20 protein-coding genes and 2 pseudogenes are annotated in these 16242 nt (G+C 68.8%); 9 read left to right on the top strand and 13 right to left on the bottom strand.

Annotated features, from left to right (window positions below; genetic code table 11):
- Positions 1-185: pseudogene (locus ACWCOV_RS20210) on the top strand (hypothetical protein); the annotation flags it as partial.
- Between the two features lie 230 nt (positions 186-415).
- Positions 416-1225, top strand: a complete 810-nt coding sequence (locus ACWCOV_RS20215) for an alpha/beta fold hydrolase (protein WP_449830813.1) — start codon at positions 416-418, stop codon at positions 1223-1225.
- Here ACWCOV_RS20215 and ACWCOV_RS20220 read toward each other — a convergent pair.
- The 3 genes and pseudogenes from ACWCOV_RS20220 to ACWCOV_RS20230 all read right to left on the bottom strand — a co-directional run bounded on the left by ACWCOV_RS20220 (position 1189) and on the right by ACWCOV_RS20230 (position 2047).
- Positions 1189-1356 (bottom strand): hypothetical protein, encoded by a 168-nt coding sequence (locus tag ACWCOV_RS20220; RefSeq protein ID WP_449830921.1) that lies wholly within the window; start codon positions 1354-1356, stop codon positions 1189-1191. The genes ACWCOV_RS20215 and ACWCOV_RS20220 overlap by 37 nt on opposite strands.
- An 82-nt stretch (positions 1357-1438) precedes the next feature.
- Positions 1439-1564, bottom strand: a pseudogene (locus ACWCOV_RS20225) (sigma factor-like helix-turn-helix DNA-binding protein); the annotation flags it as partial.
- A 216-nt stretch (positions 1565-1780) separates the two neighbouring features.
- A complete protein-coding gene (locus ACWCOV_RS20230) occupies positions 1781-2047 on the bottom strand; it encodes a hypothetical protein (RefSeq protein ID WP_449830814.1) in 267 nt (88 codons plus the stop codon).
- Positions 2048-2417: 370 nt separating this feature from the next.
- On the opposite strand from ACWCOV_RS20230, the gene ACWCOV_RS20235 reads away from it, so the two are divergent.
- Complete coding sequence (locus ACWCOV_RS20235; protein ID WP_449830815.1) at positions 2418-2690, top strand: DUF1905 domain-containing protein; 273 nt, start codon at positions 2418-2420, stop codon at positions 2688-2690.
- A 53-nt stretch (positions 2691-2743) separates the two neighbouring features.
- Here the strand turns inward: ACWCOV_RS20235 and ACWCOV_RS20240 are convergent, their stop codons facing one another.
- From ACWCOV_RS20240 to ACWCOV_RS20260, 5 genes are all read right to left on the bottom strand, one after another.
- On the bottom strand, positions 2744-3220 hold the full coding sequence (locus ACWCOV_RS20240; protein ID WP_449830816.1) for a COG4315 family predicted lipoprotein: 477 nt from the start codon (positions 3218-3220) through the stop codon (positions 2744-2746).
- 113 nt (positions 3221-3333) lie between these two features.
- Positions 3334-3939 (bottom strand): Rv1733c family protein, encoded by a 606-nt coding sequence (locus tag ACWCOV_RS20245; protein WP_449830817.1) that lies wholly within the window; start codon positions 3937-3939, stop codon positions 3334-3336.
- A 153-nt stretch (positions 3940-4092) separates the two neighbouring features.
- Positions 4093-5556 carry a glycosyltransferase 87 family protein gene (locus ACWCOV_RS20250; protein ID WP_449830818.1) on the bottom strand — a complete coding sequence of 488 codons (1464 nt, stop codon included), beginning with the start codon at positions 5554-5556 and terminating at the stop codon, positions 4093-4095.
- Entirely contained in the window at positions 5556-6857 is a 1302-nt protein-coding gene (locus tag ACWCOV_RS20255; protein ID WP_449830819.1) for a DUF2064 domain-containing protein, read from the bottom strand. Before ACWCOV_RS20255 ends, ACWCOV_RS20250 begins: the two co-directional genes overlap by 1 nt.
- Entirely contained in the window at positions 6854-7513 is a 660-nt protein-coding gene (locus tag ACWCOV_RS20260; RefSeq protein ID WP_449830820.1) for a glycosyltransferase family 2 protein, read from the bottom strand. The genes ACWCOV_RS20255 and ACWCOV_RS20260 overlap by 4 nt, the downstream gene beginning before the upstream one ends.
- A 122-nt stretch (positions 7514-7635) precedes the next feature.
- On the opposite strand from ACWCOV_RS20260, the gene ACWCOV_RS20265 reads away from it, so the two are divergent.
- Both ACWCOV_RS20265 and ACWCOV_RS20270 read left to right on the top strand, forming a co-directional pair.
- A complete protein-coding gene (locus tag ACWCOV_RS20265) occupies positions 7636-8334 on the top strand; it encodes a response regulator transcription factor (RefSeq protein WP_449830821.1) in 699 nt (232 codons plus the stop codon).
- Positions 8331-9461 (top strand): sensor histidine kinase, encoded by a 1131-nt coding sequence (locus ACWCOV_RS20270; protein WP_449830822.1) that lies wholly within the window; start codon positions 8331-8333, stop codon positions 9459-9461. Before ACWCOV_RS20265 ends, ACWCOV_RS20270 begins: the two co-directional genes overlap by 4 nt.
- On the opposite strand, the gene ACWCOV_RS20275 is transcribed toward ACWCOV_RS20270, so the two are convergent.
- From ACWCOV_RS20275 to ACWCOV_RS20290, 4 genes are read right to left on the bottom strand one after another with little or no spacing between them, the layout of a single operon-like run.
- The gene (locus tag ACWCOV_RS20275) at positions 9447-10472 is read right to left on the bottom strand and encodes an NAD-dependent epimerase/dehydratase family protein (protein ID WP_449830823.1); all 1026 of its coding nucleotides are present in this window, start codon (positions 10470-10472) and stop codon (positions 9447-9449) included. The two genes, ACWCOV_RS20270 and ACWCOV_RS20275, sit on opposite strands and share 15 nt — an antisense overlap.
- Complete coding sequence (locus tag ACWCOV_RS20280) at positions 10469-11260, bottom strand: S-methyl-5'-thioadenosine phosphorylase (protein ID WP_449830824.1); 792 nt, start codon at positions 11258-11260, stop codon at positions 10469-10471. The genes ACWCOV_RS20275 and ACWCOV_RS20280 overlap by 4 nt, the downstream gene beginning before the upstream one ends.
- Before the next feature lie 10 nt (positions 11261-11270).
- On the bottom strand, positions 11271-11693 hold the full coding sequence (locus ACWCOV_RS20285; RefSeq protein WP_449830825.1) for a hypothetical protein: 423 nt from the start codon (positions 11691-11693) through the stop codon (positions 11271-11273).
- Complete coding sequence (locus ACWCOV_RS20290; protein ID WP_449830826.1) at positions 11690-12826, bottom strand: molybdopterin-dependent oxidoreductase; 1137 nt, start codon at positions 12824-12826, stop codon at positions 11690-11692. Before ACWCOV_RS20290 ends, ACWCOV_RS20285 begins: the two co-directional genes overlap by 4 nt.
- Before the next feature lie 141 nt (positions 12827-12967).
- On the opposite strand from ACWCOV_RS20290, the gene ACWCOV_RS20295 reads away from it, so the two are divergent.
- Genes ACWCOV_RS20295 through ACWCOV_RS20310 form a run of 4 tightly spaced genes read left to right on the top strand, consistent with a single transcriptional unit; the run spans position 12968 to position 15202 of the window.
- On the top strand, positions 12968-13672 hold the full coding sequence (locus tag ACWCOV_RS20295; RefSeq protein ID WP_449830827.1) for a flavodoxin family protein: 705 nt from the start codon (positions 12968-12970) through the stop codon (positions 13670-13672).
- A 23-nt stretch (positions 13673-13695) separates the two neighbouring features.
- Positions 13696-13845 (top strand): hypothetical protein, encoded by a 150-nt coding sequence (locus tag ACWCOV_RS20300; protein WP_449830828.1) that lies wholly within the window; start codon positions 13696-13698, stop codon positions 13843-13845.
- Positions 13842-14072 (top strand): anti-sigma factor family protein, encoded by a 231-nt coding sequence (locus ACWCOV_RS20305; RefSeq protein ID WP_449830829.1) that lies wholly within the window; start codon positions 13842-13844, stop codon positions 14070-14072. The genes ACWCOV_RS20300 and ACWCOV_RS20305 overlap by 4 nt, the downstream gene beginning before the upstream one ends.
- Before the next feature lie 38 nt (positions 14073-14110).
- Entirely contained in the window at positions 14111-15202 is a 1092-nt protein-coding gene (locus ACWCOV_RS20310; RefSeq protein ID WP_449830830.1) for a cation:proton antiporter, read from the top strand.
- Here the strand turns inward: ACWCOV_RS20310 and ACWCOV_RS20315 are convergent.
- On the bottom strand, positions 15195-16214 hold the full coding sequence (locus ACWCOV_RS20315; RefSeq protein ID WP_449830831.1) for an AraC family transcriptional regulator: 1020 nt from the start codon (positions 16212-16214) through the stop codon (positions 15195-15197). The genes ACWCOV_RS20310 and ACWCOV_RS20315 overlap by 8 nt on opposite strands.
- Between the last annotated feature and the right edge of the window lie 28 nt (positions 16215-16242).

A 16242-nucleotide genomic window follows, 5' to 3' on the forward strand; every position in this document is an offset into this window, starting at 1 on the left:
GCTCGGTCATCCCGACGCCGCCGACCGTCACCGAACCCGTCCGCGGCGGATGGATGCCGGCCTCGCAGGTTGTGCGGTTCCTGGTACCGAGCTACGTGCAAGACGACCCGTCTCTGGCACGGGTGATCGACGAGTCCTTGGCCGACCAGGTGGCCGATCTCGTCACCAGTAGCTGCTCCCGCTGAAGGTTGGGTGCCTCGATAGAGACATCGATGTCATCCGGCAAGCACGAGCGCGGCCCACCGTCACGGCTTGATCCCCCGGGACCTGCCGTTCCGCATGGGATGTGCCTGCGTCCATTCGACGCTGGACAACGAACCGAGATAGGTAGTCCTGCCGATGCGCGTCGCTTGGTCGTAGAGCGAACGTGACAATACGGGTCAGCGGGAAGCGGCTGTGTTCGACAGGAGTTGGAATGGCGACGGCAACAGTCAATCGGGTCAACCTCTACCACACCACCGTGGGGTCGGGTCCCAGCCTCGTCCTCGTCCATGGTTCGTGGGGTGATGCGGACAACTGGGCACCGGTCGTACCCCTGCTCGCCGAGCGTTGCACGGTGGTCTCCTACGACCGTCGAGGTCACAGTCGCAGCGCACGCACGCCCACCCAAGGATCGGTGCACGAGGATGTCTCGGATCTGGCCGCGCTGATCGAGACGCTCGACCTTGCGCCGGCCTTCGTCTGCGGCAACTCCTACGGCGGGCTGATCACGCTGCGACTTGCCGCTGCCCACCCCGACCTGGTTCGAGGCATCGCCGTCCACGAGCCGCCGGGGCTGCAGCTGTTGTCCGACGATCCTGCGTTCGCATCCGCGGTGGAGGCCTTCGGGCAACGCATCGCGCCGGTGCGCAAACTGCTCGAGGCGCAGGAGCACGCTGCCGCGGCCGAACTGTTCGTCGAGACGATCGCGCTCGGCCCAGGACAGTGGTCCGAGCTCCCGGAGCCAGTACGCCGGACATTCCTCCGGAACGCACCGACGTACCTCGACGAGCTGCGCGATCCCGATTGCCTGTCTGTCGATCTCGACGCACTGGCGACGTACGCGAAGCCCGCGCTGCTCACTCGAGGGGACCAAAGTCCGCCGATGTTCGCGCCGATCCTCGACCGGATCGCAAAGTCGTTGCCGCACGCCGAACGGCATCTGTACGTCGGCGCAGGGCACGTGCCCCACCTGACGAACCCCGACGACTACGTACGGGTGACCATGGATCGCGCCTTGCACTGACCGCCGGGCACCTCGAACCCGACAATCGACGAGATCTGGTTGTCAGTGACGTCGAGAACCATGATCTGGCTGAGCAGAGCAGCCAGCTTTGGAATGTCGCGGTGCTGCCAGGCGTCGACGAAAGGGTCCACGATCTGACGTTCGGCATCGCTCAGCGGCACCGCCCGGCCCCGCTTTCGTGGGGTCGCCGCGGGTCCTCATCGTGACCCGGCCACGTTGCAGCAGGCTGTTCGGCGCGGCCACGGTCGTGCCAAGTTGCTCGGCAGTCTCGGCAGGGCTGAATGGGAGCACATCGCGCAGCAGCAGAGCTGCCCGCCGGCTCGCGGGAAGCCGCTGCACCCGCCGTGATGAATGCGAGCGACGCTCTCACGTTGCTCGGCGGCAGCAGCCGGATCCGCGCTGGCGTCGGTGACCTGATCGACGAGCCGATCCGGGTACGGCTGCAAGAAGACGAGCTCGTCTGTGGGCGGCGGGATGCGGCCCCGTGCCCGAATCATCTTGAGACACGTGGTGGTCGTGATCCGGTAGAGCCAGTGCTTCAGCGGCGCTCGGCCCTCAAACCCGTCCAGACCTCGCCAGGGTCAGCAACTGGACATCCTGCATCGCGTCGTCAGCGTCATGCAAGGAGCCGAGCAGCCGACAGCAAGGCGTGTACAGGGCGGCCAGGTGCTCAGCCATCAGCGCGGCAAAGGCATCACGGTCACCGACGCGCGCCGCTGCCAGCCGGGCCGGCTCGCTGGCCAGCGATGCTGAGCTGCTCGCGAGATCGAGACTATCGGCCGCTACCGACAAACCGATGAAACCAGGCAGGGCAAGGATCAAGCATGGTGACGGCGGGCATCAGGTCACCGCCGGCTCGAAGGAGGAAAAGGATCCTCGATCCACTCCGGCGACCGGTCCTGCACACTCTCGCCGACACCGCCGGCCATCATGATCATGTACTTCACTGGACACCTCCCGGACTGGCAGCCACCAATCAGGCCGCTCCGCCGTGGTCGGAGCCGCCGTACCGTTTGGACAGTCAACCTCTCCATCCATCCTGCCGCAGTGGTTCGGGCTTGTGTTGACTCCCTTCTGCGGTCGGCGCAGGGTGAGGTGGGGCTGCACACCACCCTGCAGATGACTGGTGAGGATGGTGCCACCACCAACGGGTGGCGATCAGCCGTCCACTCAGGCGACACCTGGAGAAGGCATGGGCACGACAGTCGAGATCACCGGCACCGTGCGGCGGTGGCGAGAGGACAAGCCAGGAGGACTTGCCGTGGTCGACATACCGGCAGAGCTGGTCCCGGAGCTCGGCGGGCGCCGACAGCGACGTGTTGCCGGGACCCTGAACGGCGCCGAGTTCACCGGCAGCACCATGCTTGTCGCAGGCGGCGGCTTCTGCGTGGGTGTGAGCAAGGCAGCCCTGAAGTCGGCCGGCGCAGAAGTCGGTGACCAAGTGCAGCTCCTGCTGGAACCGTAGGCGGGTCTGAGCGTTGCTCGAGGCGACGACAGTGAGGGATGGTGGCGACGCCGTCAGGCCGGGGCTGCTTGGCCGGCCGTGGTGACGGCGAGCCATAGTCCCCCGAAGCCCTCGATCTTGTGGCACTTCACCTCGTTCTTGGCCTCGTGGGCGTAGAAGTACAGCGGATGTCCGCCGTAGGTGACCTGGGTGGTGCCGTCGGTGCGCTTCGTCGTACCGAGCAGCGACTGCCGCACCGCGCCGAGCGCCTTCGGCTGTCCCTTCGTCAGCACCGGGGGCCAGGCCTCCGCGCAAGCGTCGTAGCAGGCCGAGGTCGCCGACTTCTCCTTGTCGAACAGGTAGATCGCCTGCCCCGTACTGTCGAACAAAATCACCCCGAGTTCGTCAGGCGGCGAACCGTGCTCGACGCGATGCGCCGGGTCGCGGCGCCGACTCTCCTTGTCCGGGGCGACGAGGATCGCCTCACTCTCCGCGCGTCGATCGATGACTGGACGGCGCAGCGGCCCGACTGGAACCTGGTGGTCCTCCACCGCGTGGGGGCATGCGCCGCCGTTCGAAGTCCCCGCCGATCACGCTCGCACCGTCATCGACTGGTGTGGTCCACGAGTTGACGACCAGTCGAGCTATGCGCCGCAATAGCGGGTCAGCTCTCGTGATGTCTCCAGCGGTGGTCGGTCAGCTCCCATTCGCGGTCAAGATCCCGGGAGCGGCGCCAGTCAAGCCACACCAGGGCCAGCCGGGTCAGGCCGATGAGCACCAGCCAAGCGACCATCGCCGCGGTCAGCCCGACCGCGCCACCGATCGCCTCACTCTCACCTGGTTGGCGCGGCGGGGCACTGATCGCACCTGAAGGATCGAGCCAGATCGTCACCTCGCTGCCCTTGGTCGTCCCGATCGGCACTGACGTCCACCCCTCGCGTGGCAAACCGTCCGCGTCCGTCCAGCCGACCTTGGCCCAGGACATCACCACGCCCGACCCTGCGCCGGACCAGCTCTGGACTTCCTCGAGGGTTGTGGCCGGCGCCTCGGTCAGAACCGCCCGGCGCTGAGCTGCGGCGCGTTCGCTCGCATCTTGTACCGCGGTACCGACAGCGACTGCGGCCGGCACCACAAGCACAGCGACCAGCAACGCGCTCAGGAAGATCGCTGACTCGATCCGGTCCGTGTGGCGCCGCAGCGGATTACGGCCGAACCCGAAGCGACGCGCCACCCACACCAGCCACGACTCGCCGCTCGCGTACCTGTCCATGCTCACCACGACCTTCCGGTCGGCCACACCGCGGCCGCTGTGCCGTGCCGAAGTCACCGTCCTGTCGGCGAGGATCTCGTAACCTCGGCCGCTGCCTCCATTGTCCCTCCGGACACGGCTGCGGGCACGGTTCAATCCCGGCAACGACGCTCGTCACCGAGTACTCAGGCGTGGCAACGCACGCTCCCGATTACCCTGGTGCGCAAGTCGGTGACGCATCGCGATCGCGGTGACGACCATGAGAGCTGCGGTGAGGTGGATCAGGCTCTGGCGGAGGTTATGTCCGAAGCTTGCGTAGGCCAGATAGGAAGCAAGCGGTACGGCGATCCACTCGGCCCGGCCGGCCAGTACGGCGAGGGCGATGAGCGGAACGCCGTACCAGGGATAGGTCGGCGTGGCCAGCAGGAGTGCCGCGCCGTACAGCCAGCAGCAGGTGACCGCGATCGGCTGCCTGCCGTGCAGGCGAATCGCCAGCACTGCGAGGGTGATCGCGAGGGTTGCGGCGACTAGCTGGCGGGCCGCCGGAGGCAGTACCAGTGCGAGGATCGCCGAGCGGGAGCTGCCGTCGGAGAAGCCTTCCTGGCCGAGGTAGCCGGGCAGGAACCCGATCACCAAGGTGCCGACGGCAAGCACGTGCGGGACATAGCTCGCGACGAAGGTGCCGATGGCAACAAGTGGTGTGGTGAAGCCGCTCCGCCGCCATGAGGTGAACGCCGGCAGGAGAAGGAGCGGTAGGAGCTTCACCCCGGCTGCCGCGCCGAGGAGGATGCCGGCGACCACCGGCGCCCGCCGGGCCGCGGTGATGACTGCGGCAACGAGGAGAGCGGCGGCGAGTACGTCGATGTGCGCGGCGCTGCCGGATTCGAGGGCGACGATCGGGGACCAGCCCCACAGGACCGCCCAGCGGGGATCCCGGTTGCGGCGACGCAGTTCGGTGGCCAGCAGCGCTGTCACAGCGACGGCGAGTGCGGCGGCCGCCAGTTGGAGGCCGAAGGTTCCGGCCGACCACGGCGTGAGGGAGGCGACGGTGGTGAAGTACGCCTGGGCGACGGGCGGGTAGATGGTCGGAATACGAGGCCGGTTGATGCGCGTGCGCGGGTCGTCGGCCGAGAGAGCGGCGAGCGCGGCCGGATCCTGGGGAACGCGCGGCGGGCCGGTGACGCCGGACCGGTCGGCCGGGGAGAGACCGGGAAAGAGGATCGGGTCGCGAAGCCTCGCCAGCGAATCGTCAAGTGGAACATGCGAGTACGGCGAACTCCCGGAGAGCTGGACTCGCCCGTCCCAGACGTAGCGGTAGGCGTCTGTACTGGTGATCGGGGCGAGGGCGAGACCGGGCAGCTGGCACCCCGCCGCGAAGGTGAGGACACCGAGCAACACCCGGGGACCTGCCGGGCGACGAGTGATGAGCCAGGCGATCCCGCCGAGCAGAAGGGTCGCCGCCACCAGGGTGAGGTTGGGCCACCAGTTCGCCGAGGCCGTGGCGAGCACCGCCGTGCTCGCCGCGATGCCGGTCACTCCGCCGACGACGAGCGGGAGACCCGGGCGCCGAAACGAGTCACGCTTGGCGCCCCGAGCTCGCAGGCGCGGGCCGCGGACGAACCACCGCAGCTCGAACATCACCAGACCGCTGGCGCCTGAGGCCAGGAGTCGCGTTCCGCGGTGGCGGCCGGCGAGCGGCAGAAGGTGAGGAAGGCGCGGCCGTCTGCGCGCCAGTCCTCGGTGGCGAGGAGTCCGGCCGTGCGTGCGTGCCGGATGATCGCGCGGCTGCCGACCCTTGCCCAGGGCAATGGTCTCGACCGGCGCCCGTTCGCGCTCCGCAGGACGATCGCGCCGGAGTCGTCGAGCCCGTCGTCGGGATCGACTTCGACCAGGATCACGCCGTTCGGACGGACAAGTTCGGCGCAGCGTCGCAGCAGGACGTCGGGGGCGCCGCCGATGCCGATGTTGCCGTCCATCAGCAGGACACTCCCCCAGCGTCCCTCGCCCGGCAGCGGTTCCTGCACCGCCCGACGGAGTGCGGCGGCGCCTCGGCCGGTGGTCAGCCGTACGGCGTGTGCGGAGATGTCGACGCCGAGCGCCGCGATCCCCTGCTCGGCGAGCGCCGTCACGATCCGCCCCGGGCCGCACCCGATGTCCAGCACCGGTCCCTCGCAGCGGCTCAAGGCGATTCGGTCGACCGCATCGGCGGGCGCGCGCCAGCGGTTGACCTCGGACAACCCCGGAACCGCCCGACCGTCGGTGCCGGTGACGACGACCCGTCCACCGTCGAGAGCCTTCTCGAAGAGCAGTGCCGGATGTGCCGCGTGCTGCAGCCGCCGCTGCAGCCGCGACATCCGCAGGTCTGGGAACCTCGCCGCGATCGCCGCCGCGTCCTGTGGTGTGTCCATGTCGCGCAGCGTCGGCAGCAGCTTCACCCGGTAGCCGAGGAGCTCGAGCCTGGCCAACTGGTCGGCACCGGTGTGGTCGGTCGACATCGGTACGCCGACGAGCGCACGCCGGTCCGGTTCGCGCAGCCCAAGGCACCAGTAGCCGCCGTCCTCGGTCAGTCCCAGCACGGCGTCATGCCCCGACCAGTCGGCTCCGAGCAAGTCGGGAGTCACCTGCGGAGTGTCCATCCCGACCAGCAACATGGGCGTTCCGGCGTACGCGTCCTCGAAGGCTGCGGCCAGCCGCTCGTCGAGACCGTCGCCGCGCTGGACGATCACGGAGAACCCGTCCGGCAGCCAAGCCCCGGCCTTCCCGTCGATCGCCAAGACATAGTGCTGTACGGGTGTCTTCCGGACGGCGGCGAGGGTGTCGGCGAGGGACGCGCGGGCGAGGGCGGCTGCCTCGCCGGAGGTGAACTCCGTCTGCAGGCGGGTCTTTACGCGGCCGGGAACTGGTTCTTTCGCGATCACGATCAGTGTGCCGGCGTTCATGCTGACAGCACCTTGGTCATGTCCCTGACTGCCCGTACGGCGCCGAGCGGTGTGCCGGTTACCTTCGAACGACCTGACCGTGGCAGGTAGTCCACGTCGACCTCTGCGATCCGCCAGCCGGCGTCAGCCGCCTTGACCACGGTCTCCAGCGGATAGCCGGATCGCCGGTCGGTCAATGCGAGCTCGAGCAGCTGCTGCCGTCGGGCGGCGCGCATCGGGCCGAGATCGTGCAGGCGGACGCCGGTACGGCGGTGGATGCGGCGGGCGAGTTCCGCGTTGGCCAGGCGGAGGTGCCAGGGCCAGGCGCCACGGGTGACCGGGCGACGTCGTCCGAGCATCAGATCAGCCCGCCCGGCCAGGACCGGGGAGGTGACGCGAACGAGTTGGCGGGGATCGAGCGAGGCGTCCGCGTCGAGGAAAGCGACCACCGGGGCCGTCGCCGCCTCCAGGCCGGCGTGGCACGCGGCGCCGTACCCGCGAAGCTCGCACGAGATCACGGTGGCGCCGAGCCCAGCCGCAATATCGGCGGAGCCGTCGGTCGAACCGTTGTCCACGACAACCGCCCGGACGCCGTCCGGCAACCGGCCGAGCACCCACGGCAGAGCGGCCGCCTCGTTCAGGCACGGCAGGACCAGGTCCACGTCAGCAGCAGCCACCCTTTGACCGTAGGGAATTCCGGTCGCCGGCTGGGCCCGAACGCGACTACGGCTCGCTTACGTCCCGGCGATGCCAGGCTCGAGTGGGCCGGGACCGACGTCGAGAGTCCTACGCTCGTGCTGTGGCTACTCGTGTGCTCGTGGTGGACGACGACCCGACCGTCTCGAACGTCGTCTCGGCGTACCTGACCAAGGCCGGGTACGACGCCCGCGTGGTCGCCGACGGAGTCGCGGCGGTCGAGGTGTGGCAGCAGTGGAAGCCGTCGGTCGTCGTACTGGACGTGATGCTGCCCGGCCTGTCCGGGCTGGAGGTGCTGCGCCGGATGCGTGCGGCCGACGACGGCGCCGCGGTGATCATGTTGTCGGCGCGGGGCGAGGAGGAGGACCGGCTGGTCGGGCTCGAGGTCGGCGCCGACGACTACGTGGTGAAGCCGTTCAGCCCGCGTGAACTCACGTTGCGGGTGCAGGCGATGCTGCGGCGGGAGGAACGGCTGGCCGGACTCGACCTGACCCCGACCAAGCTGAGTGCCGGTCCGGTCACGATCGACACCGCGGCCCGGATCGCCTATCTCGACGGGGCCGAGTTGGCGCTGACGCATCGCGAGTTCGACCTGCTGACCTATCTGGTGTCGCATCCGGGCAAGGCGTACACGAAGGCCGAGCTGCTTCGCCGGGTCTGGGGCTGGGACTTCGGGGACTCGTCCACGGTGACGGTCCACGTCCGGCGGCTAAGGGAGAAGCTCGAGGCCGACCCGTCCGACCCCAAACTCGTGCTCACGGTGCCGAGGACCGGGTACCGCTTCGTGGGTGAGGCCGAATGAACCGCGACACCGTCACGATCCTCGGCCTGACGGCGCTCTGGACACTGATCGTCGCCGCAGTGGGCGCATTGGTGCTCTGGAAGTTCCGGCGCCGGTCCTTGCGGATCACCATGATCGTTGTCGCCCTCGTGCCGATGGCCGCCGCGTTGGCCGCCGTACTGCAGAGTGTGCGGGCGATGTTCATCTCCGAACACGACTCGTGGGTCGTGCTCTGGACGCTGGCGTTCGCGGCACTGCTCGGACTGGCCATGTCGGTGCTGCTCGCACACTGGATCACCACCGGCTCCCGTGCCGTGGAACGACGGTTGCGCCATCTCGGTACGTCGTACGAACCGGTCGCCGACCCTGACACGCGCAACGGGCCGGCCGAGCTGACCGCGCTGACGATCGAGCTGGAGCAGACCCGGCAACGCCTGGCCGCGTCTCGCGAGCGCGAGCGCGCGCTCGAGGCCAGTCGCCGCGAGCTGGTCGCGTTCCTGTCCCATGACCTGCGTACGCCGCTGGCCGGGCTGCGGGCCTTGTCCGAAGGACTGGAAGACGGCGTGGTCGACGACGCACCGGGCGCCCTGCGGCAGATGCGGACCACCGTGGACCGGATGACCGGGCTGGTGGACGATCTCTTCGAGTTGTCCCGGCTGGCCGGGGCTCCGCCGCCACGCCGCCGTACCGCGGTCAGCCTGCGTGAACTGGCCGAAGACGTCGTCGGCGAGACCTGCGAGCACGCCCGCGCCGAGGGCGTCACGCTGTCGGTCTCGACCCCGGGCGACGAAGACCGGCTGGCGGTCCACGGCGACGCCGACGAGCTGACGCGGGCGGTGACGAACCTGGTCGACAATGCCATCCGTCACACCGAGACCGGCGGAGCCGTCCGCCTGTCCGTCGACCGCGAACCCGACGGCCGGATCCGGATCGCGGTGACGGACGGCTGCGGCGGGATCCCGGACCACGACCTGGACCGGGTCTTCGACGTCGGCTGGCGTGGCGACGCGCAGCGAACACCGGCAGGTGGTGGCGGCGGTCTGGGGCTGGCGATCGCCCGTGGGGTGGTCGAGTCTCATCACGGCAACATCGCCGTCGCCAGCGTCCCCGGCGGCTGCACCTTCGAGATCGACCTACCCGCGAGCTGACCCGACCAGATCGGCGACGCCTTCGGCCAGGTCGTACGCCGGTTTCCAGCCCAGCTCGGCCTTGATCCGGTCGGAGGTCGCCGTGATGTGCCGGACGTCGCCGAGGCGGTACCGACCAGTGATGACCGGCGCAGGTCCGTCGTACGCGCGAGACAGCTCGGCGGCCATCTCGGCGATGGTGTGGACGGTGCCGCTGCCGACGTTGTACGCCGCGAACTGCGGATGGTCGGCCTGGGCGGCCAATGCCGCCGCGGAGGCGACGTCCCGAACGTGGACGAAGTCGCGGCGCTGGCGGCCGTCCTCGAAGACCTGCGGAGCGTCACCGCGCTCGAGACTCGACCGGAACAACGCCGCTACCCCCGCGTACGGCGTGTTGCGTGGCATCCCTGGCCCGTACACGTTGTGGAACCGCAGTGCGGCAACCCGGCCGCCCGTTTCCCGCGCCCAGGCGGCGGCCAGGTGTTCCCCGGTCAGCTTGGATGCCGCGTACGCGTTGCGTGGATCGAGCCGTGCGTCCTCGTCGACCAGGCCCGGCCGCAGGAACTGCCCGCAGAATGGGCACGGCGGTTCGAAGTTGCCGTCCTCGAGATCCGGGATCCGCCGGGGTCCGGGCGCGACGACACCATGGCGCGCACACTCGTAGCGGCCCTCGCCGTACACCACCATCGAACTCGCGTAGACCAGATGATCGATCCCGGCGCGGCCCAACTGCCGGAGCAGGACGGCGGTGCCCAGGCTGTTGCTGCTCACATAATCGTCGATGTCGTCGAGATCGACGCCGAGCCCGACCTTCGCCGCGAGGTGGACGACCACGTGCACACCGTCCAGAGCGGCGGCGAGCGCGTCGGCATCCCGTACATCGGCGGCGATCAGGTTCTCCAGCACCGGAGGTACGGCGTGAACGTCGGGCCGGAGCGAGTCGAAGACGGCGACATCATGGCCGTCGGCAACGAGTTCGGCGTGCACGTGACGGCCGATGAAGCCGGCGCCGCCGGTGAGCAGGACCTTCACCGGGCATCCCCTTCGGCGGCAGTCCCGTCCAGCGCATGGCGGCAGGTGCAGTCGACGTCGGGTTTGGGCAGTTGGGCGATCACGTCGGCGAGCAGTACCTTCAGGCGTTCGATGCTGCGCCCGAACACTTCGAACACCTCGGCCTGGGTGACGCCCTCCCCCGCCGCCACCCCGGCGTCATGATCGGTGACCACCGCGACCGACGTGTAGCAGAGCCCCAACTCGCGCGCGATCGACGCCTCGGGGGCGCCGGTCATGCCGACCACGGACCAGCCCTGCGCGGCGTGCCACCGGGACTCGGCCCGGGTGGAGAACCGCGGACCGTTGATCACCACCATCGTGCCGTCGGGAACCACGTTGCCCATGGCAAGCACCGTGGCCCGGCCGGTAGGACAGTACGGGTCGGCGGCCGAGGTGTGGACCACCGGAGCCGGCGGACCGTCGTACAGCGTGTGCTCCCGGCCCCAGGTGCGATCGACGAGCTGATCGGGTACGACGAAGGTGCCGGGAACAAGCTCGGGACGCAACGAACCGACCGCGCACGGACCGAGAACCTGGCGAACACCGAGGGCGTGCAGCGCCCAGAGATTGGCCCGGTAATTCACCCGATGCGGCGGGAAACGATGGTCGGCGCCATGCCGCGGGATGAACGCGACGTGACGACCGCTCACCTCACCCACGACGGGCGCCTCACTGGGCGGCCCGAACGGCGTCTCGACCGTCACCGGACGCGCGTCCTGCAGGAAGGAATAGAAGCCCGATCCACCGATCACACCGATGTCTGCCATGCCTCTGACCCTAGGAGCGCACACTCCCCTGCGGACCCGATCCCGCCGATCCGTCAGCACGCCGTAATCGCACCACCAGCGCCACAACGCCGACCAGCACGATCGTGGCCTCCAACACCAACCAGTCGCGGAGATAGTCGCGGGGCAAGACGGTCGGATTGACCCCTTTGCCTTGGCGCAGCAGCAGCGGAATCGCGATCAGCGTGGTGATCCCGACGTACAGGAGCATCGTGCGGACGATCGACCTGCGGGTGAGCCAGCCGGCGGCGATCACCAGCGGGACCAGGACGAAGTCGTCCACCAGTACGACGCCACCCAGCCACAGCGGAAGCCGGATCAACGCATCCCCGCTCAGGCTGTCCAGCATCAGCCACAGCCCCCAGAGCCCGAAGGCGATTCCGGCCACGGCCAACGCCGTACGACCCTTCGTCATGACAGGACCTCCAGCCGGTGGACCCATTTGGTCTGCAGGACACCAGGCCGGTTCGGCGCGATGATGCGGGCGGGGAACCCGTGGTCGAGATCCAGCTCGCTGCCGTTCAGCCGGAGGGCGAGAAGAGTGAGCGGATCGGCGGCGAACTGCGGCGGGAGTTCGCTGGTCGCGTAGAACCCGTTCTGCTCCATCGACACGACCCTGACGCGGGAGGAAGCCGGTGCCCCGCACAGTCTCAGCAGATCACGGATGCGAATGCCTTCCCACCGAGCACCCTGACTCCAACCCTCGACGCACGCGATCGGCAACTCGGACCGGCTCTGCGGCAGCGCACGCAACTCATCCAGCGAATACGTCAGTTGCTGAGGGCCCCTGATCGTGAACCGCCAGTCCGCACCGACGACAGTCACCCCGGCGTCCTTGGCGGTCCGGTTCACCGGCAGACCCTGCGGGCCGACCCCCGGCCGGCGCGGCGCCAGTACGGCGATCGGTCCCAGCGCCGGCACCGACTGCCCGACCGACACGATCCCCACCAGCGCTCCGGCACCGGCAACCGTCCAGAACAAACCGCGCCGAGTCAGGCCGACCGTCTCTTGGGCCGGCGCACGAGTCTTGCTCCAGTGGGCGGCGATCTGCGGAAGCTTGACGGCCAGATGGACCAGCAGAGCACCGACGATGATCCAGGCGAGCGCGTAATGGGTCTGCCTGAACGGGAACGGCCACGGGTACCACTGGAGCGTGTTGACGAAGCCGATGAACAGTTCCAGCGCCAGCGCCGACACCAGCACCAGAATCGACAGCCGCTCGAGAATCATGCCCAAGACCTGCCGACTCGGCGGCCACGGCGGCTTGGCGAACAACTTCGGATACACGGCCCACAACTTCGCCAGCAACAACGGAACCGCCACGGTCCCACTCAGCACATGCAGCCCCTGCGTCACCCGATACAACGACGCCGGCCGACTCGGGATGTACACCCAACCGGGACCCGACTGCTGCAAGTGGCTGAACAGGCCGGTCAGGAAGCAGATCGTCACCGCGACACCGAGCCAACGGCCGATCACGGTCACCACCCGCGGGTGGTGCAACGGAGATGGGAAGGACCTCTCGGTCGGAAGTGCCGGCAGCTTCATGCTTCCATCACAACCCGGCCAACCGCCCTTATGGAGCATCCGAACGCTTACCGCCCACGAACGTCCATCTGCTTCTGTAACGCCTGGGCGCGGGCAGGCACTGAACCTCTCAGAAGCGTTTGAGCTGAAGGAGAATCCACGATGCCCGAGTACGAGGACCTGCGCGCACTGTTCATCAACTGCACGCTGAAGCGGTCACCGGCGATCAGCAACACCGAGGGCCTGATCGAGGTCAGCCGGCGGATCATGGAGAAGCAGAGAGTCGAGGTCGAGGTGATCCGGGCCGTCGACCACGACATCGCCACCGGCGTCTGGCCGGACATGACCGAGCACGGCTGGGAGACCGACGCGTGGCCGGCCATCCAGGCGAAGGTGATGGCCGCCGACATCCTGGTGATCGCTGGGCCGATCTGGCTGGGTGACAACAGTTCGGTGACCAAGCAGGTGATCGAACGGCTGTACGGCAACTCGTCGATTCTCAACGAGCACGGGCAGTACGCGTACTACGGTCGCGTCGGCGGCTGCCTGATCACCGGCAACGAGGACGGCGTCAAGCACTGCGCGATGAACGTGCTCTACTCCCTGCAGCACCTCGGCTACACGATTCCACCGCAGGCGGACGCGGGCTGGATCGGTGCGGCCGGGCCAGGTCCGTCGTACCTGGACGAGGGTTCGGGCGGGCCGGACAACGACTTCACCAACCGCAACACCACCTTCATGACCTGGAACCTGTTGCACCTGGCCCGGATGCTGAAGGACGCCGGCGGCGTACCGGCGCACGGGAACCAGCGCTCGGAGTGGGACGCGGGCTGCCGATTCGACTTCGAGAACCCGGAGTACCGCTGACCGTCCTGTTGTACCGTCGGAGCGTGGGGGTGGTTCTGCCGGCGGACGACGTCCTCGTCGCCGGTCTGCGGGCCGGGGACGAGGAGACCTTCGCCTGCCTGCTGCACCGAGCCCGGGCAGCGGTCCGCGGCCACCTCGAGTGCTACGTCGCCACGAGTGGGGTCGAGACATGACATGCGCCGAGCTGGTCGAACTCGTCACCGCCTTCCTCGACGGGGCCCTCGATCCCGAGGCCGAACAGCGTTTCGTCCAGCATCTCGCGAGCTGCGACGGCTGCCAGACGTACGTCGACCAGATGCGCCGGACCATCGCCGAGGTCGGCCAGGTGGAGCCCGAGAGCCTCTCCGAGCAGACTCGCGACCGACTGCTGGAAGCCTTCCGCACCTTCCCCCGCGACTGAGTCTGTAACGCTGACGCGGCCCGCGGCACAGAACCTCCATGCCCGACGTCGAATTCACCAACCTGTTCGCGGTCGCGTTGATCGCCCTGCTCGCACCACTCCTGCTCGGATTGGCGCCGCGGCTTCGGGTTCCGGCCGTGGTCCTCGAGATCGTGGCCGGCATCGTGGTCGGGCCACACGGCCTCGGGCTGGTCGAAGTGGACGAGCCGCTACAGATCGTGGCCCTGCTCGGTCTCGGGTTCCTGCTCTTCCTGGCCGGGCTGGAGATCGACGTCCATCGGCTTCGCGGCCAGATCCTTCGGCTTGCGGTGCTCGGCTACCTGGTGACGTTGACATTGGGTACGGCGGCGGGCCTTGGCTTCTCGGCGGCCGGCTGGGTGCAGAGCCCGCTGCTGTTGGCCGTCGCGCTGTCCGCGACCTCACTCGGTCTGGTCGTACCGGTGCTCAAGGACGCGGGCAAAGCCGAGGGCCCGGTCGGCCAGTTCACCATCGCCGCGGCCTCGGTCGCCGACTTCGCCGCCGTACTGGTGCTGTCGCTCGTGTTCTCGACCGAAGGCGGGAGCACCGGCGAGAGGCTCGTCATGGTCGGACTGTTCGCCGTCCTCGTGGTCGTCACCGGCGTCGTGGTCGCGACCGCCGGACGTTCCCAGCGGATCGGCACGGTACTGGTGCGGCTGCAGGACACCACGGCCGAGATCAGGGTCCGGGCGGCCGTCGTACTGCTCGTCGCCTTCGTCGCCTTGGCGGAGCAATTCGGGCTCGAGACGATCCTGGGCGCTTTCCTGGCCGGCGCGGTCGTCGGCCTGGTGGACCGCGACGCCAGCTCGCATCCCCGCTTCCGGATCAAGTTGGAAGCCCTCGGCTACGGCTTCCTGATCCCGGTGTTCTTCGTGACCAGCGGGTTGAGGCTCGACCTCAGTGGGCTCCTCGACGATCCGGCGGCGCTCGCCCGGGTCCCCCTGTTCCTGCTCGCGCTGCTCGTCGTCCGCGGCGTGCCGGCGCTGCTCTCGATCCGGACGCTGGGTGCCCGCTCGGCCGCGGCCGTAGGTCACCTGCAGGCGCTGTTCGCCGCTGAGGGTGGGGTCTGGAAGGGCCGCCGGCTGTCCCGGGCAGCGATTGCGATCAGTTAGGGGTGCGGCTGAGGTGTGCGGCTCGCCAGATGCTCGGCGCCTCGCCTGTCTCGCGCTTGAACGCGCGGCTGAACGCCTCCTCGGACTCGTAGCCGACCCGCCGCGCCACTGCCGCGACGCCGAGATCGCTCGACCGCAGCAGATCGGTCGCGAGGTGCATGCGCCAGCCGGTGAGGTAGCGGATGGGCGCCAGGCCCAGGACTGAGCGGAACCGCTCGTCGAGGAGCGAGATGGAGACACCCGCGTCCCGGGCGAGATCCAGCAGAGTCCACTTCCGTTCCGGCGAGGCGTGCATGGCGGCGAGCGCCGGCGACAGTACCGGATCACGCAACGCCCTCAGCCAGCCGGTCTCCATGGCCGGCGAGTCGGCCAGGTGGAGTCGCAGTACCTCTGCCAGCAGCAGTTCCGGGATGCGCGTCGGAGCCTCGAAGTGATCGGGGCGAATCAGCGCGGTCTGCTGCACCGCGTAGTCGATGCTCGCGCGCACCCAGGGCCGCGCCGCACCGTCCGGGCGGACGACGAACACGGGTGGCAGGGCGCGCATCCGTGGGTCGAACAGCGGATCGTCACAGGCGAGGTAGCCGCAGACCAGGTGCGTTTCCGCACCGCCGGCGCCGTGATGGATGACCGGCATCCGCTCCCACGGTGGCGGCTCGATCAGGGTGGACACGGCGACGCACACGGCCGGCTCGGTGCCACCCATGCGGTGGCTGTCGCCGTACGGGAGGACGATGACATCGCCCGCGGAGGCCCAGTGCCGCTCGCCCTCGACGGTCTCGATCCAAGCTCGGCCCGTCGCGACGACGTGGAACAGGATCACCCGGCGGACGTGTGGGGCCAGCACCGCCGTTGCGTCCTGGGGCGGAAGCGATTCGTAGGCCCAGGGCTCGGTGTACTCGCCGCGAAGGAAGATCGCGCCTTCGAGGTGGAGCCTCGACAGAGCCCGCGAAAGCGTGGCTTCTCGGTCAGCGAGAGCGGGGGAACGATCATGGTGCGGACCCTGGTCGGCCATGACACTGATCATGACACAGCGTGAGCTG

The sequence above is a fragment of the Kribbella sp. NPDC002412 genome (assembly GCF_053592935.1).